Below are 25,536 nucleotides of genomic sequence, written 5' to 3'. Positions count from 1 at the left end.
AAAATTAATTAAAATATTAATTTTAATACATGGAATATAATCTAACTGCTGAAGAAGAAAATAAGGAGATAGCTAGACGATATAAGCAGCTTTTGAAAGGTGCTTACCAAACGTTTACACCTGAAGATAAAAAGGAAATTAGAAAAGCCTTTGAACTTGCAGTTGAGGCGCATAGTAGTCAACGCAGAAAAACTGGTGAACCTTATATTTATCATCCTATTGCAGTTGCTAAAATTGTAGCTTATGAAATTGGTTTAGATACAACTTCTATTGTTTCAGCTTTGCTACATGATGTTGTTGAAGATACAGATTATACTTTAGAAGATATTGAACGGTTGTTTGGTGAAAATGTAGCCAGAATTGTAAATGGATTAACTAAAATTTCTCATCTAAAAAAAGATCAAGATGCTTCAATACAAGCAGAGAATTTTAGAAAAATGCTATTAACACTAAACGATGACGTTCGTGTTATTCTTATTAAAATTGCAGATCGTTTGCACAACATGCAAACTATGGATGCGATGCCGCATGATAAACAAGTGAAAATTTCTTCTGAAACACTTTATATTTATGCTCCACTTGCACATAGATTGGGATTGTATAATATTAAAACCGAACTTGAAAATTTAGGTTTAAAATATACTGAACCAGATGTTTATAATGATATATCGAAAAAAATTACACAAAGCACCGATGAGCATCAAAAATATATTGATACATTTTCTAAAATTATAAGTGAAACTTTAGACCAAGAAGGATTCGAATACACCATAAAAGGAAGAAGAAAATCTATCTATTCAATTCGGAAAAAAATGCGTTCTCAAGGTGTTTCTTATGAAGAAATATACGACAAGTTTGCCATTAGAATAATCTATAAATCTACTGTTAAAAAAGAAAAATTTGACGCTTGGAAAATTTATTCCATTGTAACAGATCATTTCGCTCCAAACCCTGTACGAATGCGGGATTGGATAACACAACCTAAATCTACTGGTTATGAGTCACTTCATATAACAGTTATGGGACCACAAGGTAGATGGGTTGAAGTGCAAATTCGTTCTGAAAGAATGGATGAAATTGCTGAAAAAGGTTATGCAGCGCATTACAGATATAAAAATAACGACGAAAAAGAAAGTGGTTTAGATAACTGGTTAAATAAAATTAGAGAAACACTTGAAAATTCTGACACAAATGCTGTTGATTTTGTTGAAGATTTTAAACTAAATTTATACTCAAAAGAAATTTTTGTTTTTACACCTGAAGGAGATTTAAAAGCACTACCAAAAGATGCTACAGCATTAGATTTTGCATTCTCAATCCATACACAAGTTGGAATGACTTGTAGAGGAGCTAAAGTTAATGGAAAATTAAAACCCATAAGCCATGTTCTTATTAGTGGTGATCAAGTAGAAATTATTACATCTAGAGGCCAGAAACCAAATATTGGTTGGTTAGATTTTGTGGTTACTGCAAGAGCAAGAACAAGAATTAAAAACGCCCTAAAAGAAGATCAAAAACGTATAGCCGAAGACGGTAAAGCTATTTTAACTCGAAAACTCCGCCATCTAAAAATTAATTTTGACGAAAAAATTGTTAACGAATTAGTAAATTATTTTAAACTAAAAACAAGTTTAGACCTTTTTTATAGAGTTGGAAGTGGATCTATAGATAATGTTCAATTAAAAGATTTTGTTACAAAACGTAGCAATGCTTTTATGAATTTTTTCAAAAATAGAATTCAAAGGTCAAAAAATAAATCCGAAACAATTGATAAAGATGAAGTAATTGACAAATATGACTTGTTAGTTTTTGGAAAAGAAGAAGAACGACTAGATTATAAAATGTCACAATGCTGTAACCCTATTCCAGGTGACAAAGTATTTGGTTTTATTACAATTAACGATGGAATTAAAGTTCATAAAAAAGATTGCCCAAATGCCATAAGTTTACAAGCAAATTATGCTTATAGAATTATGCCTGCAAAATGGATAGATTCTTCTAACCAAGAATTTAAAGCTATATTAAAAATATACGGTGCTGACCACGTTGGAATGGTAAATGAAATTACTCAAGTTGTATCAAGAAATATGAGTGTAAATATACACAGCATAAACATTTCAGGAAACGATGGAATTTTTGAAGGTAGAATTACTGTAAGTGTAAAAAATAATTCTCAATTAGTACAATTAAGTGAAAGTATTAAAAAGATTGAAGGAATTGACAATGTAGATCGAATTTATAAACATTAATCGTTAATAAGTAACCCAATTCCATATGTATTAATTAAAAAAATAGCATTAAATTTGTTCTTTACTTATAAGAGCTTAAAATAATATTCCTAATGAATAAAGAGAATCAAAAAATTGTTAAAAATGTATTCATTAGCTTTTTAGAGGCTAATAGCCACCGAAAAACACCTGAACGCTTTGCAATTTTACAAGAAATTTACGATTTAGAAGATCATTTTGATATAGAATCGCTTTATATTCAAATGAAAAATAAAAATTACCGAGTAAGTAGAGCTACTTTATACAATACTATTGAACTTTTATTAGAGTGTGGATTGGTTAGAAAACATCAATTTGGCCAAAATCAAGCACATTACGAAAAATCTTACTTTGATAGACAACACGATCATGTTATTTTAACTGATACTGGAGAAGTTATTGAATTTTGCGATCCAAGAGTTCAAACTATAAAAAAAACAATTGAAGATACTTTTGGAATTGAAATACACAAGCATTCGCTTTATTTCTATGGTACTAAAAAGAAACAAAACAACTAACATATACATAAACTAACAAATGGCTGTAAATTTATTATTAGGCTTACAATGGGGTGACGAAGGAAAAGGAAAAATTGTTGACGTTCTTACCTCAAAATACGATATTATTGCTCGTTTTCAAGGAGGTCCAAATGCTGGACATACTTTAATTTTTGACGGACAAAAACACGTTTTACACACAATTCCTTCTGGAATTTTTCATGAAAAAGCAATGAATGTTGTAGGTAATGGCGTAGTTATTGATCCCGTTATCTTCAAAAAAGAATTAGACAATTTATCTAAACACAATATAGATTTTGCTTCTAAATTAGTAATATCTAGAAAAGCACACCTTATATTGCCAACGCACAGGTTATTGGATGCTGCAAGTGAAGCTTCTAAAGGAAAAGCAAAAATTGGTTCTACTTTAAAAGGTATTGGGCCAACTTATATGGATAAAACAGGTAGAAATGGAATTAGAATTGGTGATACTGAATTAGCCGACTTTAAAGAACGTTACCAAGCTTTAGTTACAAAACATATTAGAATGATTGATTACTACGGTATTCAATTAGATTATAATTTAAAAGAACTTGAAGAAGAATTTTTTGCAGCTTTAGAATATTTAAAACAAATTCCTTTTGTTGATAGTGAAGAATATTTACATGCCGCTATGAAATCTGGCAAAACAGTTTTAGCAGAAGGTGCACAAGGCTCTTTATTAGATGTTGATTTTGGAACATATCCTTATGTAACTTCATCTAACACAACTGCTGCTGGTGCTTGTACTGGTTTAGGAGTTGCTCCTAATAAAATTGGAGAAGTGTTTGGAATTTTTAAAGCATATACTACACGTGTAGGTTCTGGGCCTTTTCCTACTGAATTATTTGATGAAGATGGAGCAACAATGTCTAAAGTTGGTGCAGAATTTGGAGCTACAACTGGTCGTCCACGTAGATGTGGTTGGTTAGATTTAGTAGCCTTAAAATATGCTGTACAAGTAAATGGTGTAACTCAATTAATGATGATGAAAGGCGATGTACTTTCAGGATTTAAAACTTTAAAAGTTTGTACATCATACAATTACCAAGGTACTGAAGTAAATCATTTACCATACAATATTGAAGAACATAACGTTACTCCTATTTATACAGAATTAAAAGGTTGGAGTGAAGATTTAACTAAAATGACTTCAATTGAAGAATTACCACAAGAATTAAACGACTACATTAAATTTATTGAAAATTATGTAGAAGTTCCTGTAAAAATTGTTTCAGTTGGACCAGATAGAAAACAAACTATATTAAAATAGTTTGATATAAAATATTACAAAAAACGTATCGTTTAAAATTAAACGATACGTTTTTTTATTTTAGCATTCTTTTATCATTTAAAAATTACAATTTTCATTAGTTTTGCTTTAAAATATATTTCATTGAAAAAAATTATATTATTTATACTATTAGCAGTTTCAATTGTAGGTTATTCTCAAGGAAGAAGAATAAAAATTCTTCAAGCTGATAATACATTTACAGATCCAAAATATCCTGATGCTACAATTACATTAGGTAATGTTTTTGTTGAACATGCTGGTGCAACCATGCGTTGCGATAAAGCATATATTTATCAAGAAAAACAACTAATTAAAGCAATGGGTAATGTTGTTGTTAATCAGGGCGATACCATTCATCAATATAGTAAATACACTGATTACGATGGTAAAACTCAAATTGCTACTTCTTGGGGAAAAGTACTATTGGAAGATGAATTAATGACGTTAGAAACAGATACCTTAAAATTTGATAGAGTTGAACAAAAATTATACTACAATTATAAAGGTACTATTAAAGATACTGCTAATGTTTTAGTGAGTGATAGAGGAAAATATCATTTAAAAACAAATAAATTTGAAGCTTTTGATAATGTTCTTGTTACTAATAGAGATGGAAGCACTTTAGATTCTGACCATTTAGAATATTACACTTCAACAGGCGTTGCTGAATTATTTGGACCTTCTAATATTATAAGTGAAGACAATACAATTTACACCGAAAAAGGTACTTACGATTCTAAAATACATAGAGCTTATTTCACTGAGAATTCCAAAATATTTTATAAAGATGTTGAAATAAAAGGTGATAGTTTATATTACGATAAAACTAAAGGTTTTGCTTCTGCAACAGGTAATTTTAAAATGACCGATACTGTAAACAATTCTATAGTTAAAGGTGGTTATGCTGAAGTTTATAGATTAAAAGATTCTGTATTTGTAACAAAAAGAGCCGTTGCAATTTCAGAATTGGAAGCACAAGATTCTATTTATATTCATGGTCAAAAATTAATGGTTTTAGGAAAAGAAAACGATAGAGTTGTAAAAGCCTTTAATAGAGTTAAATTTTTTAAATCGGATTTACAAGGTAAATGTGATTCTTTAGTAAGTAATGAGCGTACTGGTTTAACTGAACTTTTTACAAAACCTGTTATTTGGGCTCAAGGAAACCAAATTACTGGAGACACTATACATCTAATTTCTAATCCAAAAACAGAACAATTAGATTCATTAAAAATTATTAGTAATGGATTTATGATAAAAAAAGACTCTGCTGGTTTTAGCCAACTTAAAGGTAGAGTTATGTATGGGAAGTTTTTAGAAAACAAACTTCGTTCACTAAATATTATTGGGAATAGTGAATCTATAATTTATATTAGAGATGAAAAAGATGAGTTATTTGGAATTGATAAAAAGCAAAGTAGTAATAATATTTTTATCGAAATAGAAGACAATAAAATATCTGCGGTTTCTTATTTTAAAGCTATAACTGCAAAAACCTATCCTCCTTCTCTATTTCCAGAAGAAGAGAAAAAATTTAAAGGTTTTATTTGGAGAGAAGAAGAACAACCTTTAACTAAAGATGATATTTTTAAACATGATAGTATTGATGATGTAATAATTGAAGAAGATAAGGAAAAACCTAAACCAAAGAAAAAAACACTTGAAGATATAATACCTAAAAAGAAAGAGTTTAATAAAACAGATACACCAAAGGAAAAACCTTCACTTAACACTTTTAAAAGAAATTGAAAAAAGAGTTTATAAAATATCAGGCGCAAACATCTCCTTATCCATTAGCTATTGAAATTTCACATGCAAAAGGAAGTTTTGTTTATGACACTTCAAATAAAGAATATCTAGATTTTATTGCCGGTGTTTCTGCAAATACGTTAGGTCACAATCACCCAAAAATTTCTGAAGCAATTAAAAATCAGGTTGATAATTACACACATGTTATGGTGTATGGAGAATTTATTCAAAAACCACAACTTAATGTTTGCAAGCAATTAGTAACACATTTACCAAAACCTTTAGAATCTGTTTACTTAACAAATTCTGGTACAGAAGCTACTGAAGGTGCTTTGAAACTAGCTAAAAGAGTTACAGGACGAAGTGAATTAATAGCTGCTAAAAACGGCTATCATGGTAACACACAAGGTTCTATGAGTGTATGTGGTGCTGAAGAACAAAATAGTGCTTTTAGACCGTTACTACCAGGAATAAAATTTATTGAATTTAATAATAAAGTTGATTTAGAAAAAATTACTACTAAAACTGCGGGTGTAATTTTAGAAACTATACAAGGTGGTGCAGGATTTATAGAGCCTAAAAATAATTATCTAAAAAAAGTAAAGGAAAAATGTGAAGCTGTTGGTGCTCTATTAATTTTAGATGAAATTCAGTCTGGAGTTGGAAGAACTGGTAAGTTTTATGGATTTGAAAATTACAATGTAGTTCCTGACATTATTGTTACGGGAAAAGGTTTAGGTGGAGGAATGCCAATTGGAGCGTTTATAGCTTCTAGTAAACACATGAATTTACTAAAACAAAACCCTAAATTAGGTCATATTACTACTTTTGGTGGACATCCAGTTATTGCAGCAGCAGCTGAAGCAACTTTAACTGAACTATTTTCATCGAACTTGATAGTTGAAACTCTTCAAAAGGAAAAATTGATTAGAAAATTATTAGTTCATCCTTTAATTACAGAAATTAGAGGAAAAGGATTAATGTTAGCCGCAATGGTTGAAACTTCTGAAATTGCTTCAAAGGTAATTTTAAAATGTATGGATAAAGGCTTATTACTTTTTTGGTTATTGTTTGAAGGTAAAGCCATTAGAATTACGCCTCCTTTAACTATTTCAGAAGATGAAATTTATAAAGGCTGTAATTTAATTATAGAAGTTTTAAACGATATTCTTATTGATATTCAGTAATTAACTAAATTATTGTTGAATTAACTCATCAATAAATTTTCTAATTTTTGTACTATTCCAATCTGCAGCTCCTACTTTTTTAATTCTTACATTTCCTTCACTATCTATTAAATAACTTGCAGGAATTGAATTGGTTTCTAAAAACAGTTTAGGAGGCATAGATTTTGAATTATAAGCAGGTAAATTGTAACCCGTTTTTGAAAAATACGCATTAACAACTTCCTTATTTTCATTAGTTACAAATAAAAAAGTAACCTTATCTTTATAATCGTTATACAATTTTTGAAACATAGGTTTTTCGGCTCCACAACTTGGACACCAAGTAGCCCAAAAATTGACAATAACTACTTCGCCTTTTAAACCATTAAAATCTATAAATTTTTCAGCTTCAGAATTTACACCTTTTAATTGCCAATTATAAGTATCTATTTTTTCACTATTTTCTACTTTTTCAACTGAAGGAGCAAAAGCTATTTGACGTAATATCCATGTTCTAGTTGGTGTATAAATAAGTAATATTATTGCCAATATAAAAATTACATTGGAAAGATTTTTTTTTGAAAATATTTTGTTCATAAAGCTTCTGTCGAAAAACATTTAATTAATTACAACAAATGTAAAAAAAAAGCGACATTACATTGTAATATCGCTTTTAATATAAGAACAGTATAGAATTATCTAGAAACTGTTCCGGTTGGGAAATTTAAATTTTGTCCCATATCATATGTTACGTGATCTACTGCTGCTGCAGAAATATCACCAACTAAAGGTTTTAATAAAAAAGGACTTGTACTATTATCTGGATATGGTTCAATAGAAATTACTGCAGTACCTCCAGCTAAATCGGTTGGAAAAGTTAAACCGCTTGGTGCATTCATTATAAAATCTTCTCCTGGAAATGCTGGGCCATCGTTCATAGTACTACTAAATCCATCAAAGTCATCAACTGTATTTAAAGCTGTAAAAGTTCCTGTAGTAACAGGTGTTCCATCTATAACTGCCCAACCTTCATACTTCCATCCATCTGGTAATGTTGGTAAAGTTAAACCTTGAGCTGGAGAACCCGATGCTAAATCTAAAAACCAAATACCACTATTTTCATTATTATCAGCTCCATCTGTAGGTGTTGCCAAAATATATTTTCCAGCTGCTGAAGCAAAATTGTTACCTAAAGCTGCCGCATGTGAAATAGTTAAACTTCCTGAATCTCCGCTAAAATCTCCTGCTAATATATGCACATCACTTGGAGCAGGATCATCACCAACTACTGGTTCAATTGTTAATACAAAGGTAGATGCCATTGCTAAATCGCTATAATCTATAGAAAATGAATTTTGTGATAAATCTCCTGATGCATTCACTGAAAATTTTCCTGTTGTTATTGGAGAACCATTTACAATAATCCAACCTTCGTATTCATAATCATCTCCTAAATCTTCTAAACCTGAAATATTTAGAGTTAAATCATTAAACTTTGGGGTGTCGTCATTATCATCACATGATGCAAAAGCTAATCCCAACATTAGTAAACTGAATAATACTTTAATTTTTGCCATAATTTTTGTTTTTTAGTTATGAGACAAATTTATAATGTAGAAAATTTATAAAATGTTAGGTAGCTAACATTAAGCCGATTTTTTTAATAAAAGGATCTCTTTTCTATTAAAATCTATAACTCCTTCTTCTTTTAAATCATTCATCATTAGATTTAGTGTTGGTCTAGAAGTACCAATTAAACTTGCTATATCTTTTTGAGTGTATGGATGTGTAATTTTCATTCCACCAGTTTCTTCACAACAAATTCCGTAATCTTCACATAAATCATTTAAAAATTCTAATAAACGAGTTTTAGCATCCTTAAACATTAGTAACTGTAATCTACGCTCTAATTTTTTTATTCTGAAACTTATAAACTTATAAACTTTTAGTGTAAAAGTTTGATTGTCTCTCATTAATTCGTGAAGGGTTGGAACTGCTATTGGACAAATTGACGTGTTATTCTCTAAACATTGGGCAAATTCGTTTCTTTTTTCTTCGCCTAAAATAGCTTTTTCACCAAATAATTCACCTTTACCTAATATGGATTTTACAACTTCATCACCTTCTTCTGTGTAATACCCTATTTTTATTTTGCCTTTTTCAATTAAAAATACTTTTGAAGAAGTTTCTTCTTCAAAATAGACATAATCACTTTTTGAGTAACTATCAAAGTTGTGACAATTTTTATAATCAGCAAATTTATGCGGACAAAGAATTTTAAATAGATTTACATTTTCTAAAAACCAAAGTTTACTCATAGTGAATTGAATTTTTAGATTATGGTCGTTATTATAAAAGACACCTTACAAAAAAGGCTTCATTTTAAAATGAAGCCTTTTTATTTTATTTAGAAATTATATAAAGTTCTCTAAACTCTTTTGGTACAATAAAAGTTACATCGCCATTAAGTTTAGAAATATCTATTTTTTCGTTATCTACTTCTACGCTTTTAATTTTAAATGGTAAACCATGAATATTTATTTTAAAAGTTTCATAAGAGGTAACATATTTCCCTGATTTAAACTGTTGTATAGTTAAAGAGTTCATTTTACCTACTTGGTTAAAGTTTCTTAAACTATATCTTCCTTTTTTATAATCGTATCCATCATGAGCATCTTCATATACTTCTGAAGATTCTTTACCAATTTTAAAATATACATCTAGTTCTAATTGCTCAATTTCCTTTTCTCCAACATATTGTTGTATTGGGTATTTTGGAATTATAGCACCTTCTTTTACAAAAATTGGCATACTATCTATATCTGCATCTACCCATACTTCTTCACCTCCAATAACAATGGAATTGTCCCAGAAATTGTACCATCTACCTTTAGGGAAATACATTCTTCTTCCTTTAGAATTAGCTTCTAAAATTGGACAAATTAATATTTTTTCACCAAAAATAAATTCATCATTTCTGTAATGTGTATGTGGATCTTTTTGATCAAATAACACTAAAGATTTTAAAATTGGAATACCTTCACCTGCATATCTCCAAAAAGTTGTGTATAAATATGGTAATAGCTGATATCTAATTTCAATAAATTTTCTAACAATATCTGTAATTGTTTTACCAAATACCCAAGGTTCTTGATCTCCATGATCTCCTGATGAATGTACTCTACAAAATGGGTGAAAAACTCCTAATTGAATCCAACGAGCAAATAATTCGCCAGTTGGTTGTTCAGCAAAACCACCTATATCTGAACCTGCAAAAGAAAAACCAGACATACACATACGTTGCGCTTGTTGATTTGCAATAGCTAAATGGTCCCAAGTTGCTACATTATCACCTGTCCAAGTTGACGTATAACGCTGTGTACCAGAATAAGCAGCTCTAGTAATTACAAATGGACGTTTTGGATAGCTAAATTTCTTTAATCCATGGTAAGTTGCTCTTGCCATTTGCATTCCATATACATTATGTGCTTTTCTATGACTACAAGGGTTTCCATCATAATCATGTCTAACATCATCTGGAAAAGATTTACCTGGTACGTCCATAACGGCAGGTTCGTTCATATCATTCCAAACTCCATTTACGCCAATATCTTCAATTAACTCTTGAAATAAATTAGACCACCATTCACGTACTTCGGCTTTTGTATAATCCGGAAAATAACATTCACCAGGCCAAACTTTTCCTTTCATATAAGGTCCATCAGCTCTTCTGCAAAAATAATCCTTATCTAAACCTTCTTTAAAAACTTCATATTCATCATCAATTTTAATTCCTGGATCAATAATAGCAATAGTTTTAAATCCATCATCTGCTAATTCTTTCACCATTCTTTTTGGATCAGGAAAATATTCCTTATTCCATGTAAAACATCTAAAACCATCCATATAATCTATATCCAAATAAATGGCATCACATGGTATTTTTAATTCTCTAAATTTAGATGTTATTTCTTTCACATTAGATTCTGGGTAATAACTCCATTTACATTGATGAAAACCTAATGCCCATAGTGGTGGAATATGTTGTGGTCTTCCTGTTAAGTCTGTATAGTTAGACACAACATCCGTCATTTCAGGACCATACATAAAGTAATAATTCATTTCTCCACCTTCAGCCCAAAAACTTGTAATATTTCTTCTTTCATGACAAAAGTCAAAAAATGTTTTAAATGTATTGTCAAAAAATATACCATACGCCTTTTCATGATGTATGGCTGTGTAAAAAGGTATTGCTTTATAAATTGGATCAGTACCTCTAACATAAGCAAAAGAGTCAGTTACCCAATTATGAAACCTTTTACCTTTTAAATTATTATCAACTGGCTTATCTCCTAAACCATAGTAATTTTCAGCTTGTTGAGATTGTAAAGACATTTTTACAATATCACCACCTATTTGGTAACTATCTTCCCAATGAAAACCAATTTCATCTTCTAATATTAATGAATTATCTTTCACGTCATAGATAGATTTTCTCATATCTACTTTTGAAATATTACATATTAATTTTGAAGTTGTAATTATATACTTTTCATCATCTTCTTCAATTTCTAAATGGTTATAACCTTTACTTGCGTATATTGTAATACCATACGAAAAATCTTTTTCAAAACGCCCAGTAGTGGAATATCTAAATCGTAAAACACTATCTCTTTCAACTGTTAGCTGAAGTACTACATTATTTGCAGCTGTAAATACTAGTGTATTTACATTTTTTTCAAATGAAACTATATTTGTAGGAAACTGATTTCCTTTTTGTTCTAATTCAGTATTTAAAATCATAAAAATCTATTGCATTTTATCAAGTTAGCAAACTTACTAAATTTTATTAATCTGTTTACATTATAAATACACAAAAAAAAACCCTCAATTTTATAAAATATTTAAAATTGAGGGAGTAATATTTAGTTAGCAATAATTAGCTACTTTTTTATTTTAAAAATACTAATTCCTAATGGAGATAATTTAATATCAGCTGAATACTCTTTTCCATTCCAAGGATTCTTTTTTATAGTTATTTGTCTAGAATTCACATTTCCACTTCCTCCAAATTTTTCAGAATCACTATTAAAAATTTCTTTTAATTTTCCTGAAGTGTTCACTCCTACTTTGTAAGGTACAATAGTGTTTGGTGTGAAATTACAAACTACTAATACATTTTCATCTGGATTTTTTCCTTTTCTTAAATATGAAATTACAGAATTTTTACTGTCGTCTAAACTTATCCACTCAAAACCTTCTGAACTAAAACCATTTTCATAAAGTGCAGGTGTAGATTTATAAATAGTATTTAAAGCTGCAAAATAATTTTTCATATTTTTATGAGGCTCAAATTCTAATAAATTCCAATCTAAACTTTCTTGAAAATTCCATTCGTTATATTGTCCAAATTCACTTCCCATAAACAATAATTTTGTTCCTGGGTGTGTGTACATATATCCATACATTAATCGAAGGTTTGCAAAGCGTTGCCATTCATCGCCTGGCATTTTACCTAAAATAGAATTTTTACCATACACTACTTCGTCATGTGAAAGTGGCAACATAAAATTTTCTGTAAATGCATAAGCTAAACTAAACGTAATTTCGTTTTGATGGTATTCTCTATAAATTGGGTCTTTAGAGAAATAATCTAGTGTATCGTGCATCCAACCCATCATCCATTTCATTCCAAAACCTAAACCTCCCATTGATGTTGGTTTAGAAACCATTGGAAATGCTGTTGATTCTTCAGCTATTGTTTGAACATCAGGAAATGATCTATAAACTTCTTCGTTTAATTGTTTTAAAAATGAAATTGCAGCTAAATTCTCTCTTCCACCAAATTCGTTAGGTTCCCATTCTCCATCTTCACGTGAATAATCTAAAAATAACATGGATGCAACAGCGTCAACTCTTAAACCATCTGCATGGTATTGTTCTAGCCAAAATATTGCATTACTTATTAAAAAGGAACGAACTTCGTTTCTTTCATAGTTAAAAATTAAACTTTTCCAATCTTGATGATACCCTTTTTTTCTATCAGGATGTTCGTATAAATGTGAACCATCAAAAAATCCTAATCCATGATCGTCACTAGGAAAATGTGAAGGCACCCAATCTAAAATAATTCCAATTCCTGCTTGGTGTAATTTATCTACTAACACCTTAAATTCATCTGGATATCCAAAACGCGAAGTTGGTGCAAAATAACCTGTTAATTGATATCCCCAAGATGGATCGTAAGGAAATTCCATAATTGGCATTAATTCTACATGTGTAAAATTCATTTCTTTTACATAATCCACCAATTCATCTGCTAATTCTATGTACGATAAAAATCTATTTTCTTCCGCTTTTCTTCTCCAAGAACCTAAATGAACTTCGTATACAGAATAAGGAGCATCTAATGCGTTGTGTTCCTTTCTGGTTTTCATCCAATTTTTATCTTTCCACTTATAATCATCACTCCAAACTTGTGAAGCTGTTTTTGGTGGATGCTCGTTTCTGCGCGCATACGGATCGGCCTTTTCGGTAATTATTCCACTATTATTTGAATGTATTTTATATTTATATAAATTTCCTTTTCCAACATTAGGAATAAAACCTTCCCAAATACCCGAAGAATCCCAACGAACGTTTAGTTTGTGTTTTCCATCTTTCCAAAAATTGAAATCTCCAATTACTGAAACTTGATTTGCACTTGGTGCCCATACTGAAAAATAAGTTCCTTCTACTCCATCAACGGTACAAATGTGAGATCCAAATTTCTCATAAAGTCGAAAGTGTTTTCCTCCTTTAAAAAGATAGATGTCAAATTCGGTAAATAAACTGTGAGGTATTACTTTTGCCATAAAATTATTTATTAATAAGATTTGAAATTCCTTTTAAAGGAATTATTGCCCATGAAGGGCGTGAGTTTAATTCGTAACCTAACTCATATATTGATTTTTCAAGTAAACAATATTCTAATATAAAATTTTGCTCTTGACGGTAACCAATATTTAAGTTTGCCTTTTGTACAGTATCTACATAAGTGTCTAAAAATACACCTGTAAAATAACCATACAGTACTTCTGCAGCTTTAAAAAGCTGTTCTTGGGTTTGTTTATATTTATTTTTATTATTGAATATTGTAGCATAAATTGCATAATGAAATGATCTAAATAAACCTGCTACATCTTTAATTGGTGGTTGTTTTACTTGCCTATCTCTAATAGTACTTTCGGGTTCTCCTTCAAAATCTAAAATGTAAAAATCATCATCTTGTACTAAAATTTGTCCTAAATGAAAATCTCCATGAACTCTTATACGTTCACCTTTAAGTTTTGTCCAATCAAATTTTAAAAACTTGCTTCTAATTAAGTTTTTTTTACTTAATAAGTCTTTAGCTAGCTCTAAAGCATAACCTTCTAGTTTATCTAAATTATTTTCAACTATGTTTATTCTATTTTGAAATTGGTAAATCATTCTATTTTTTAACCAAACTGAATAATCACCATTAAAATGTGTAGGTGTAAAAGCTGTATCTTCAAATTCTGAACCTAAATTAATATGCATTTCTGCAGTTCTTTTTGCTAATACTTGTGTTTTTAAAAATAAACTTAAACCTACCCAATCTATAATTCTATGTGGTATATCATGAATTCTTAAACGTTGATATAATTCTTTCTCTGGTAAGTTTTCAATATCAATATTTTTAAATTCTAATGTCTCAAATACTTTATCAATCTCGTTTAAATACACTTCCCAAGCATCACCATTATTTGGAATCAGCTCTTGCATTACGGCAATGGTAACTAGCTCGTTCTCTTGTCCAATAAAGTTAATACTTCCAAAATATCTAGGTGTGTTTTTAAAATTCTTTTTATCAGTTAAAAATCGATTCATTTCATAATCTGGATTTTTATTTGAAAAAATTCTTCTAAAAAATTTCAAAACATACTTATCATTAAACACTAATGAAGTGTTACTTTGCTCTAATCCCAATAATTTTGAGGAATTATAACTAATATTTGAAAATATTTCACTTTTATGATATTGTACTTTTGTAGTATCAATTAATGGTGCTGTAGCAATTCTTTCAAAAACTAATTTTCTAAAAGCTTCAAGGTTAATAGCATCAATAATAAAACCTTCCTGATTTTTAATACTTATAGGTAATATTCTATCTTTTTGAGCAAAATTTTCATCTGAAACAAATGCTATTGGTATAAAATAATGGTGATAAAAAGCTTCAACAAAATCTACTTCAAGTATTAATCCAAAATAAACTTCGTTATTTTGTTGAATTCTAAAATATTCAGACAATTCAATATATTTTATTTGACTTGCCTTGCCTCCATACCAACGTTGTTTTACAATATACTTTTCAAGAACTTCTGATAAAAAAACTTTTTGAAAATCTTTGTTTTCTAAAAGTTCTTCCCATGGAACATCAAAATTATATTTTGTTGTAGTCACAGACTCTTTATGTTCTTTAAACATTGTTTTTATTTGTTTATTGTAAAAATGTGAAATGACATTGCTGCATGTAGTTCAACAAAATTATATTCATCGTGCCAATCGTAAGTTGATTGTGTAATTAGATCCGTTAATTTTATATGATGACCTTTCCAAACACCTAATTCATACAACGGTAATTGAAGCCAACCTTGTTGTGTATAGTGATCGTCTAAACTTATTACAACTAAAACTTCACTAGATTTATCATCGTTCCATTTATAAAATGCTATTATTTTATCATTATCTATATTGCAAAACTTAATATTGTTTGTTTGCTGTAAAGCTTCATGTTTTCTACGAATATTGTTTATAAGTGATATAAAATAAGATACTTTGTTTTGTTTAGACCAATCGTAATTACATATTTGAAACTTTTCAGAATTCATATATTCTTCTCTACCTGGTAAACCTTCACTTAACATTTGTTCAAACACAGGCCCATAAATTCCAGTATTAGAGCTTAAAGTTGCTGCCAAGACGTAACGTTGTATATGTTTAGATGCATTAGAACCTTGAAGATCAAAAGGGTTAATATCTGGCGTATTAGGCCAAAAATTTGGACGCATAATATCTTTTTGCCCTGTTTGGGTTAACTCTTCAACATATTCAGTAAGTTCGTGTTTATTATTTCTCCAAGCAAAATAGGTGTACGATTGTGTAAAACCGTGCTTACCTAACTCGTGCATTACTTTAGGTTTTGTAAATGCTTCTGCTAAAAATAGTACATCAGGGTATTTACTTTTAATATTTGTTATTATCCAATTCCAAAAATAAAAAGGTTTGGTATGTGGATTATCTACTCTAAATACATTAATACCGCATTCAATCCAATAAATTAAATCATGTAAACATTGATCCCATAAGGCTTCATATTCTTCTGTTTCAAAATAAATTGGTAGAATATCCTGATATTTTTTAGGTGGATTTTCTGCATATTGAACTGTTCCATCAGGTCTCCATTTAAACCATTTTGGATGTTCTTTTACCCATGGATGATCTGGTGCAACTTGTAAAGCATAGTCCATTGCAACCTCTATTCCCATTTTATTAGCCTTCGATATTAACGATTTAAAATCATCTAAAGAGCCTAATTGTGGGTGAATTGAAGTATGGCCTCCATCTTTTGAACCTATTCCCCAACAAGAACCAACATCACCTTCGTATGCTGTTGTTGTATTATTTTTACCTTTTCTATTTACTTCACCTATTGGATGAATTGGAGGGAAATACAAGGTGTCAAATCCCATTTGAGCAACTCTTGGAAGTAATATTTCACAATCTTTAAAAGTGCCATGAACTCCTTCGTATTGAGATGCTGAACGTGGGAAAAACTCATACCACGTACTAAATCTAGCCTTTAATCTATCAACATATACTGTTAATTCTGCAGATGTATTTGCTAGTTTTTTTTCTGGATATTTATAAAATAAATTATATAATTCAACATTTTTTACTTCTTGTATAGCTTCATTATAACATTCTGTATTTTTAAAAATATATTGAAGTTTTAAAATGTATTCTTTTTCTGATTTACTTTTTGCAGTTTTTAATATTCTATTTAAATATTCTGCACCTTCTAACAGTTCTGAATCAACATGCTGATGGTCATCAATTTTTCGAATAGTTCCATGCATCCAATTAAGTGCATAATCTACCCAACCTTCAATTTTATATTCATAAAAACCTTGTTTTTCTACTATAAATGAGGCACTCCAATTATCATCTCCAATTTCATTTAATCTAGATTCGCTCCATTTTTTTTCTTTTTCGTGTTTGTAAAGTATTGAAGCTGCTATCTCATCGTGTCCATCAACTAAAATAGTTGCATTTACGTTAACAATTTCTCCAACAACTCTTTTAATTGAAAACTCTCCTCCATCTACTTGAGGTGAAACATTTTCTATAACTACTCTTCTCTGATTCTTCATTCAAATATATTTAATAAACTATTGAAGTGTAAATCCCTTTGGAATTACAGCTCCCTTTTTAATAACCACAATTCCTTCTTTTATAGCATAAGATTCATTTTCAAAGTTTTCCAAATGCTTACCTCCGTTAATTCTAACATCGTCAGCAATACTACAATTTTTATCTAAAATTGCATTTTTAATAAAACAGCGTTTACCAATTCCCATAGATACAATATTAGGGTTTAAAATATCTTCTAATGGTTGATAGAAATCATTTCCCATCATGTATGTATTAATAACTGTTGATTCTGCATCTATTTTAGATCGAATACCAATTACTGAATTTTCAATTTTAGCTGCATTAATAATTCCACCTTCAGCAAGAACTGTTTTAACTAAAGTAGTTCCAGAAACTTTGGTAGTTGGTAACATTCGTGCTCTTGTATAAATACGTTTTTGTCTGCTATACAAATCAAATTTAGGAAATTCAGCTGCTAATCCTAGGTTAGCTTCAAAAAACGAATCTATATTACCTATATCTGTCCAATAACCTTCATATTGATGACTTACAACTTTAACATTTTCAATACTTTGAGGGATAATTTCTTTTCCAAAATCATTTGTACTTGGATCATCCATTAGTTTTTCTAATAATTTTCTATTAAAAACATAAATACCCATTGAAGCTAAATAATTTCTACCTTCTGAAGCCATTTCATTACTAACTCCTGAAGTCCAATCTGGCAATAATTCTGCAGCTGGTTTTTCTATAAAAGAAGTAATTACATTTTTATTATCAGTTTTTAAAATTCCAAACTCGGTAGCATCTTTTGCATTTACAGGTATGGTTGCAATTGATATAGAAGCTTTTGATTTTATATGAGCATCAATCATTTCTTGATAATCCATTTGATATAATTGATCACCTGATAATATTAGCATATAGTCATAATCTAATCTTTTAAAATGGTGCATACTTTGTCTAACGGCATCTGCCGTTCCTTGAAACCAACCTTTATTGCCTGGAGTTTGTTCAGCAGCTAATACATCAACAAATGCAGAACTAAAAAAACTAAAGTGATATGTGTTTTTTATATGTCTATTTAATGAAGCTGAATTAAATTGAGTTAAAACAAATATTCTTTTAATATTTGAATTAATACAATTTGAAATTGGAATATCTACTAATCTATACTTACCTGCAATAGGTACAGCAGGTTTTGATCTTGTTTCTGTTAATGGATGTAATCTAGATCCTTGTCCTCCTCCTAATACTATCGCTAAAACTTTATTATTTATCATAACCTACTTTTTTATAATTTGTAAATATGTGCTGTTTATTTTTATATTTTTAAATTAAAGATTTATATAAATCTTTAGTTTGTTTTGCAATTGCTACCCAATCAAAATGTTCTTCAACTCTAGCTCTTCCTTTTATCTCCATAGATTCTCTTAACTCTTTGTTGTTAATTAATTTATTTACACCGTTAGCTAAATCTTTTGCAAATTTATCAGGATTTATTGGTTCAAAAGGAGCTTTAGTTTGCTGTTCTAAAGGAATTAACAATCCTGTTTCGCCATCAACAACTACTTCTTTTATTCCTCCAACAGCACTCGCTACCACAGCTGTATTACATGCCATTGCTTCTACATTTATAATACCAAAAGGTTCATAAATTGAAGGGCAACAAAAAACAGTTGCATGCGAATAAAGTTGAATAATTTCCTTTTTAGGGAGCATCTCGTCAATCCAAATTACATTATTTCTAGTTTTTTTAACTTCATCAACGCTATCCTTCATTTCTTTTGCTATTTCTGGTGTATCTGGTGCACCAGCACATAACACAATTTGGGTTTCTGGATCTATATATTTAATAGCATTTACTAAATGAATAATTCCTTTTTGACGTGTTATTCTACCCACAAAAAGAACAAATGGTTTTTCCTTATCAATATTAAACTTATCTAAAGTTGTTGTTTCTTCTGTTACAACATATTCATCTAACTTAATACCATTATAAATAACTTTTACTTTATCTTTATCAACATTAAAATTATTGATAACATCAACTTTTGTTTCTTCCGAAACTGCAATTAGTGCATCTGCCATTTCCAAAGCAGTTTTTTCAATCCAAGACGAGGCATCATAACCTCTTCCTAATTGTTCTCTTTTCCAAGGTCTTAAAGGCTCCAAAGAATGAGTAGTAATTACTAATGGTTTTCCGTAACAAAGTTTAGCAACAATTCCTGCAAAATGAGCATACCAAGTATGACAATGAACTATATCTGCATCAATAGTTTCTGCATTCATTTGAAGGCATGTATTTAAACTATTAAATACTGCTTTTAATTTGGTGTCTGATTGCTCAAATTTTGGATCATTATATGGAAAACCTTTTACTGACATATTTCCAGAAGATGAATTTTGATCTCCAAAACACTTAATATCAATTTCCATCAGCTTTTCTAATTCATCTGCTAAATACTCAACAACAACTCCTGCTCCACCATATACGTAAGGAGGGAATTCTTTAGTGTAAAAAAGTGCCTTCATATAAAATTTTATATTAATTTATAACTTAATAAAATTACTCTACTTTATTATATTAAAAAAAACTCAAAAAATTGATCAATAAAGTTTATTTATCTACTAATTATTAAGTTTCTCTAACCTATTAAAATTAGAATAAAAAGTTACGAAATTTTATGAAATTACTCTAATATTTTTCTAAAACGTTATTAAATTACCACATTTATATAGTATAACAACCTATCTATCTTAATTAAAGTATTTTATTTATTAATTCTGAATAGAAAAACAAAAAAAAGAGTCGTAAAATCGACTCTTTTTTAACATAATATCTATTGAAATAATAGTAATTTTTTATTTATTCTGCTTTTTAATTAAATTTAAAGCTGAACCTTCATTAAACCAATCTATTTGACTTTGATTATATGTATGATTTAATTTAATAATATCTTTAGAATTATCTGCATGCACTACTTCTATAGTTAATTGTTTTTCTGGTGTAAATTCATTCAAATCTATAAAATTAAAAGTATCGTCTTCTTGTATTAAATCATAATCTGCTTCATTAACAAAAGTTAAACCTAACATACCTTGTTTTTTTAAGTTTGTTTCATGAATTCTAGCAAAAGATTTCACAATTACAGCTACTACACCTAAATGTCTCGGTTCCATAGCTGCATGTTCTCGGGATGAACCTTCACCATAATTATGATCACCTACAACTATTGAATAAACTCCAGCAGCTTTATAAGCTCTTGCAGTATCAGGTACAGTTCCAAATTTACCAGTTAATTGATTTTTAACTTTATTTGTTGCTTTACCAAAAGCATTTACTGCTCCTATTAAACAGTTGTTAGAAATATTATCTAAATGCCCACGAAAACGCAACCAAGGCCCAGCCATTGATATATGATCTGTTGTACATTTTCCAAAAGCTTTAATTAATAATTTTGCTCCATTAATTTTGTTTCCAATAGGCTTAAATGGAGTCAATAACTGCAATCTTTCAGATTCAGGTTTTACAACTACTTCAATTCCTGAACCATCAGACATTGGAGCTACATAACCTGCATCTTCAACCTCAAAACCTTTTGGAGGAAGCTCAAAACCTGTTGGTTCTTCAAACTGAACTTCTTCCCCATTTTGATTTATTAATTTATCTGTTAATGGGTTAAAGTCTAACTTTCCTGAAATTGCAATAGCCGCAACCATTTCTGGTGAAGCTACAAACGCATGTGTGTTTGGATTTCCATCTGCACGTTTTGAAAAGTTTCTGTTAAACGAATGAATAATAGTGTTTTTTTCTTGCTTATCGGCACCTTCTCTAGCCCATTGACCAATACAAGGACCACAAGCATTTGTAAATATTTTAGCGTCTAAATCTTCAAAAATTTGTAATAATCCATCGCGTTCTGCAGTATAACGAACCTGTTCAGAACCTGGATTAATACCAAATTCAGCTTTTGTAACTAATTTTTTGTCTACTGCTTGTTTTGCTACTGAAGCTGCTCTTGACAAATCTTCATAAGAAGAATTAGTACAAGAACCTATCAATCCCCAATCTACTTTTAATGGCCAACCATTAGCTACTGCTTTATCGTGCATTTCACCAACTGGAGTTGCTAAATCTGGAGTAAAAGGACCATTTATATGAGGTTTTAATTCATCTAAATTAATTTCAATTACTTGATCAAAATATTGCTCTGGATTAGCATAAACTTCATCATCTCCCGTTAAGTAAGCTGCAATTTTATTTGCTTCATCAGCTACTTCACCTCTATCTGTGGCTCTTAAATAACGTTCCATAGAAGCATCGTAACCAAAAGTAGATGTTGTTGCTCCAATTTCGGCTCCCATATTACAAATTGTTCCTTTTCCTGTTGCCGACATAGATTTTGCGCCTTCACCAAAATATTCTACAATTGCTCCTGTACCTCCTTTAACAGTTAAAATTCCTGCAACTTTTAAAATTACATCTTTTGGGGCTGTCCAACCAGAAAGTTTTCCCGTTAATTTAACACCAATAAGTTTTGGAAATTTTAATTCCCAAGGCATTCCTGCCATAACATCTACAGCATCGGCTCCTCCAACACCTATAGCAACCATACCTAAACCACCTGCATTTACAGTATGTGAGTCTGTTCCAATCATCATTCCTCCAGGAAATGCATAATTTTCTAATACTACTTGATGAATAATTCCTGCTCCAGGTTTCCAAAAACCAATTCCATATTTATTTGAAACTGAAGCTAAAAAATTAAATACTTCACTACTATTATTTAATGCATTTTGTAAATCTTTATCTGCTCCTATTTTAGCTTGAATTAAGTGATCACAATGAACTGTAGTAGGAACTGCAACTTTACTTTTTCCTGCTTGCATAAATTGTAAAAGTGCCATTTGTGCTGTAGCATCTTGACAAGCAATTCTATCTGGGGCAAAATCTACATAATCTTTACCTCTTATAAATGTTTTTTTTGCATTACCATCCCAAAGATGGTTGTATAATATTTTTTCTGCTAAAGTTAATGGTTTACCAACTACCTCTTTAGCAGCGTTTACTCTTTTAGTCATTCGAGAATAAACTTCTTTAATCATTTCAATATCAAAAGCCATAAGATTTATATATTATTAATTTAGAAAACAAGATACAAAAAATATAATTGCATTAAAAAAGTATTTCATCACAAATATGTATGAGAGTATAAACTAAATTAATACCAAAAAAAAAGCTTGAATTTAAAATTCAAGCTTTTTTTAATTATATATTGTAATAATTATTTAACTAACAATTTATGTGATGGTTTAAATTTTGTTAAGTTAATTCCTTTTACTGCTGCTTCGTATTCCTCTATATTAGGTGTTCTTCCTAAAATTGTTGAAATAACAACTACTGGAGTTGATGAAAGTAATGATTCTCCTTTTTTCTCGCCTGAATCTTTAACAACTCTACCTTGAAATAAACGTGTAGAAGTTGCCATTACAGTATCTCCTGGTTCAGCTTTTTCTTGGTTACCCATACAAAGGTTACAACCTGGACGTTCTAAATACAACATGTTTTCGTATTTAGTACGAGCTACATCTTTAGGATCATTATCATCAAATTCAAAACCTGAATATTTTTGTAATACTTCCCAATCACCTTCAACTTTTAATTCATCAACAATATTATACGTAGGTGGTGCAACAACTAATGGCGCTTTAAATTTAACTTCACCTTGTTGTTGTTCAATATTTTTTAACATCTGTGCAAGAATTTTCATGTCTCCCTTATGAACCATACACGAGCCTATAAATCCTAAATCAACTTTTTTATTTCCACCGTAGTATGATAATGGTCTAATGGTATCGTGTGTATACCTTTTAGATTCATCTTCATTATAAACATCTGGATCAGCAATCATTGGTTCGTTTATTTTATCTAGATCAACAACAACTTCCGCAGAATATTTTGCATTTGCGTCTGGTATTAATGCTGGCTTTGCACCTGATTTAATCTCTTCTATTCTAGTATTTGCTTTATGTATTAGACCTTTAAGTACTTGTTTTTCGTTATCCATTCCTTTATCAATCATAATCTGGATACGCCCTTTTGCAATTTCTAAAGATTCCACTAAAGTATCATCTTCTGAAATACAAATAGAAGCTTTTGCTTTCATTTCAGCAGTCCAATCTGTAAAAGTAAAGGCTTGATCTGCTGTTAATGTTCCTATATGCACTTCAATTACACGTCCTTGGAAAACATTTTCTCCACCAAATTGTTTTAACATTTGTTGTTGAGTAGCGTGTACTACATCACGAAAATCCATATACGATTTCATTTCTCCTTTAAAGGTTACTTTAACCGATTCTGGTATTGGCATAGAAGCCTCACCTGTAGCTAGTGCTAAAGCAACTGTACCTGAATCTGCACCAAAAGCAACACCTTTAGACATACGTGTATGTGAATCTCCACCAATAATTATGTCCCAATCACCTACTGTAATATCATTAAGTACTTTATGAATAACATCTGTCATTGGAAAATATTTTCCTTTAGGATCTCTACCTGTAATTAAACCAAAGTCGTTCATAAAACTCATTAACCTTGGAATGTTTGCTTTAGATTTACTATCCCAAACTGATGCTGTATGACAACCTGATTGGTATGCACCATCAACAATAGGAGAGATAACTGTAGCAGCCATCATTTCTAATTCTTGAGAAGTCATTAAACCTGTTGTATCTTGAGAACCTACAATATTTACTTCTGCACGAACATATGATCCTGCATGTAATATAGCTCCTGAAGTACCTACTGCATTTTTATTGAATATTTTTTCTACCGCAGTTAAACCTTGTCCCTCTATAGAAACTTCTTTTGAAGGTGCGTAAACTTGAGGTACTTCAATACCTAAAACTTTACATGCAAAGGTTTGTAATTTTTTCCCGAAAACAACCGCGTAAGAACCACCTGCTTTCATAAACTCCATTTTTTGAGGCGTAAATGCAGCTGAAATATCTTTTAACTCAACATTTCCATGGTATAATTTTTTCTCTTTTGTATTAATTGTTAAAACAGTACCTGTTTCTACAGAATACATTTGTTTTAAAACTGGTTCTCCATCTTCATCAACAATGGTATTACCATCTGCATCTTTCTGCTTTACCCAATTTTTAATATCTAACCCAATACCACCAGTTACGCCAACAGTTGTTAAAAAAATTGGAGCTATGCCATTAGTACCAGCAATTACTGGAGCAATATTGATAAAAGGAACATAAGGACTAGAAGGAATACCTGTCCATAATGCAACGTTGTTAACACCAGACATTCTAGAAGATCCAACTCCCATGGTACCTTTTTCTGCAATTAGCATTACACGCTTATCAGGGTGTTTTTCTTTTAACGCTAACAATTCATTTTGCATCTCTTTATTATGCTCAAACATACACTGACCATGTAACTCACGGTCTGAACGAGAATGAGCATCACCACCTGGAGATAATAAATCTGTAGAAATATCGCCAACTCCAGCTATGTATGTAACAACTTCTATTTTTTCAGCAATATCTGGAAGTTTTGTAAAAAATTCAGCCTTTGCATAACTTTCAATAATTTCCTTTGCAATTTCATTACCTTCCTTAAAAGCTTTTTCTAAACGTGTAGTATCTGCTTCATAAAGAAAAACTTGAGTTTTTAAAATATCAGCAGCTTGTTTTGCTAAAGCTTTATCAACTCCTAAAGCTAAATCCAAAAGCACTTCAACTGAAGGTCCACCCTTCATATGTGATAATTGTTCTAAAGCAAATGAAGGGGTAATTTCTTTAACCAAAGATTTACCTAAAATAATTTCCTTTAAAAATTTCGCTTTTACACTAGCAGCACTTGTGGTTCCTGGTAAAACATTATAAATAAAGAAATTAAGAGAATCTTCTCTATTTTTATTATTTACATCTTTTATTTGTTCAATAATTTCGCTTAATAATTCTGCTCCATCAATTGGCTGTGGCTGAAGCCCTTGCACTTTTCTTTCTTCAATCTGCTTAATGTAATCTTTATAACTCTTCATAATTATTCTGAAAATTTAACTTTTAAT

16 protein-coding genes are annotated in these 25,536 nt (G+C 30.1%); 5 read left to right on the top strand and 11 right to left on the bottom strand.

What is annotated here, in order from left to right:
- Positions 1 to 29: 29 nt before the first annotated feature.
- From R3X25_RS09770 to R3X25_RS09750, 5 genes are all read left to right on the top strand, one after another.
- Positions 30 to 2,249: a RelA/SpoT family protein gene (locus tag R3X25_RS09770; protein WP_317674286.1), complete on the top strand. Its 2,220-nt coding sequence runs from the start codon at positions 30 to 32 to the stop codon at positions 2,247 to 2,249.
- Positions 2,250 to 2,341: 92 nt separating this feature from the next.
- Positions 2,342 to 2,785: a transcriptional repressor gene (locus R3X25_RS09765; protein WP_317674285.1), complete on the top strand. Its 444-nt coding sequence runs from the start codon at positions 2,342 to 2,344 to the stop codon at positions 2,783 to 2,785.
- A gap of 19 nt (positions 2,786 to 2,804) precedes the next feature.
- The gene (locus tag R3X25_RS09760; protein WP_317674284.1) at positions 2,805 to 4,076 is read left to right on the top strand and encodes an adenylosuccinate synthase; all 1,272 of its coding nucleotides are present in this window, start codon (positions 2,805 to 2,807) and stop codon (positions 4,074 to 4,076) included.
- A gap of 123 nt (positions 4,077 to 4,199) precedes the next feature.
- The gene (locus R3X25_RS09755; RefSeq protein WP_317674282.1) at positions 4,200 to 5,846 is read left to right on the top strand and encodes an OstA-like protein; all 1,647 of its coding nucleotides are present in this window, start codon (positions 4,200 to 4,202) and stop codon (positions 5,844 to 5,846) included.
- Positions 5,843 to 7,033, top strand: a complete 1,191-nt coding sequence (locus R3X25_RS09750) for an aspartate aminotransferase family protein (protein WP_317674280.1) — start codon at positions 5,843 to 5,845, stop codon at positions 7,031 to 7,033. The genes R3X25_RS09755 and R3X25_RS09750 overlap by 4 nt, the downstream gene beginning before the upstream one ends.
- 9 nt (positions 7,034 to 7,042) lie before the next feature.
- On the opposite strand, the gene R3X25_RS09745 is transcribed toward R3X25_RS09750, so the two are convergent.
- From R3X25_RS09745 to R3X25_RS09695, 11 genes are all read right to left on the bottom strand, one after another.
- Positions 7,043 to 7,609, bottom strand: coding sequence for a TlpA disulfide reductase family protein (locus R3X25_RS09745; protein ID WP_317674278.1), 567 nt, complete (start codon positions 7,607 to 7,609; stop codon positions 7,043 to 7,045).
- 98 nt (positions 7,610 to 7,707) lie between these two features.
- Positions 7,708 to 8,589, bottom strand: coding sequence for a hypothetical protein (locus R3X25_RS09740; protein ID WP_317674277.1), 882 nt, complete (start codon positions 8,587 to 8,589; stop codon positions 7,708 to 7,710).
- Between the two features lie 69 nt (positions 8,590 to 8,658).
- The gene (locus tag R3X25_RS09735) at positions 8,659 to 9,330 is read right to left on the bottom strand and encodes a Crp/Fnr family transcriptional regulator (protein WP_317674275.1); all 672 of its coding nucleotides are present in this window, start codon (positions 9,328 to 9,330) and stop codon (positions 8,659 to 8,661) included.
- A gap of 85 nt (positions 9,331 to 9,415) precedes the next feature.
- A complete protein-coding gene (locus tag R3X25_RS09730; protein WP_317674273.1) occupies positions 9,416 to 11,815 on the bottom strand; it encodes a glycoside hydrolase family 31 protein in 2,400 nt (799 codons plus the stop codon).
- A gap of 140 nt (positions 11,816 to 11,955) precedes the next feature.
- Positions 11,956 to 13,866 (bottom strand): 1,4-alpha-glucan branching protein GlgB, encoded by a 1,911-nt coding sequence (glgB, locus tag R3X25_RS09725; protein ID WP_317674271.1) that lies wholly within the window; start codon positions 13,864 to 13,866, stop codon positions 11,956 to 11,958.
- Between the two features lie 4 nt (positions 13,867 to 13,870).
- A complete protein-coding gene (locus R3X25_RS09720) occupies positions 13,871 to 15,499 on the bottom strand; it encodes a trehalose synthase (protein WP_317674269.1) in 1,629 nt (542 codons plus the stop codon).
- A gap of 5 nt (positions 15,500 to 15,504) precedes the next feature.
- Positions 15,505 to 17,445: an alpha-1,4-glucan--maltose-1-phosphate maltosyltransferase gene (locus tag R3X25_RS09715; protein WP_317674267.1), complete on the bottom strand. Its 1,941-nt coding sequence runs from the start codon at positions 17,443 to 17,445 to the stop codon at positions 15,505 to 15,507.
- An 18-nt stretch (positions 17,446 to 17,463) separates the two neighbouring features.
- Entirely contained in the window at positions 17,464 to 18,729 is a 1,266-nt protein-coding gene (locus tag R3X25_RS09710; protein ID WP_317674265.1) for a glucose-1-phosphate adenylyltransferase, read from the bottom strand.
- Positions 18,730 to 18,778: 49 nt separating this feature from the next.
- Positions 18,779 to 19,981: a glycogen synthase gene (gene glgA / locus R3X25_RS09705; protein WP_317674263.1), complete on the bottom strand. Its 1,203-nt coding sequence runs from the start codon at positions 19,979 to 19,981 to the stop codon at positions 18,779 to 18,781.
- 330 nt (positions 19,982 to 20,311) lie between these two features.
- Positions 20,312 to 22,573 carry an aconitate hydratase gene (locus R3X25_RS09700; protein WP_317674262.1) on the bottom strand — a complete coding sequence of 754 codons (2,262 nt, stop codon included), beginning with the start codon at positions 22,571 to 22,573 and terminating at the stop codon, positions 20,312 to 20,314.
- 161 nt (positions 22,574 to 22,734) lie between these two features.
- Positions 22,735 to 25,509, bottom strand: coding sequence for a bifunctional aconitate hydratase 2/2-methylisocitrate dehydratase (locus R3X25_RS09695; protein ID WP_317674261.1), 2,775 nt, complete (start codon positions 25,507 to 25,509; stop codon positions 22,735 to 22,737).
- Positions 25,510 to 25,536: the final 27 nt, after the last annotated feature.

The sequence above is a fragment of the Lutibacter sp. TH_r2 genome (assembly GCF_033101135.1).
Lineage (GTDB): Bacteria > Bacteroidota > Bacteroidia > Flavobacteriales > Flavobacteriaceae > Lutibacter.
The sequence above is the reverse complement of the archived record's forward strand: the minus strand, read 5'-3'. Positions and strand labels throughout refer to the sequence as shown.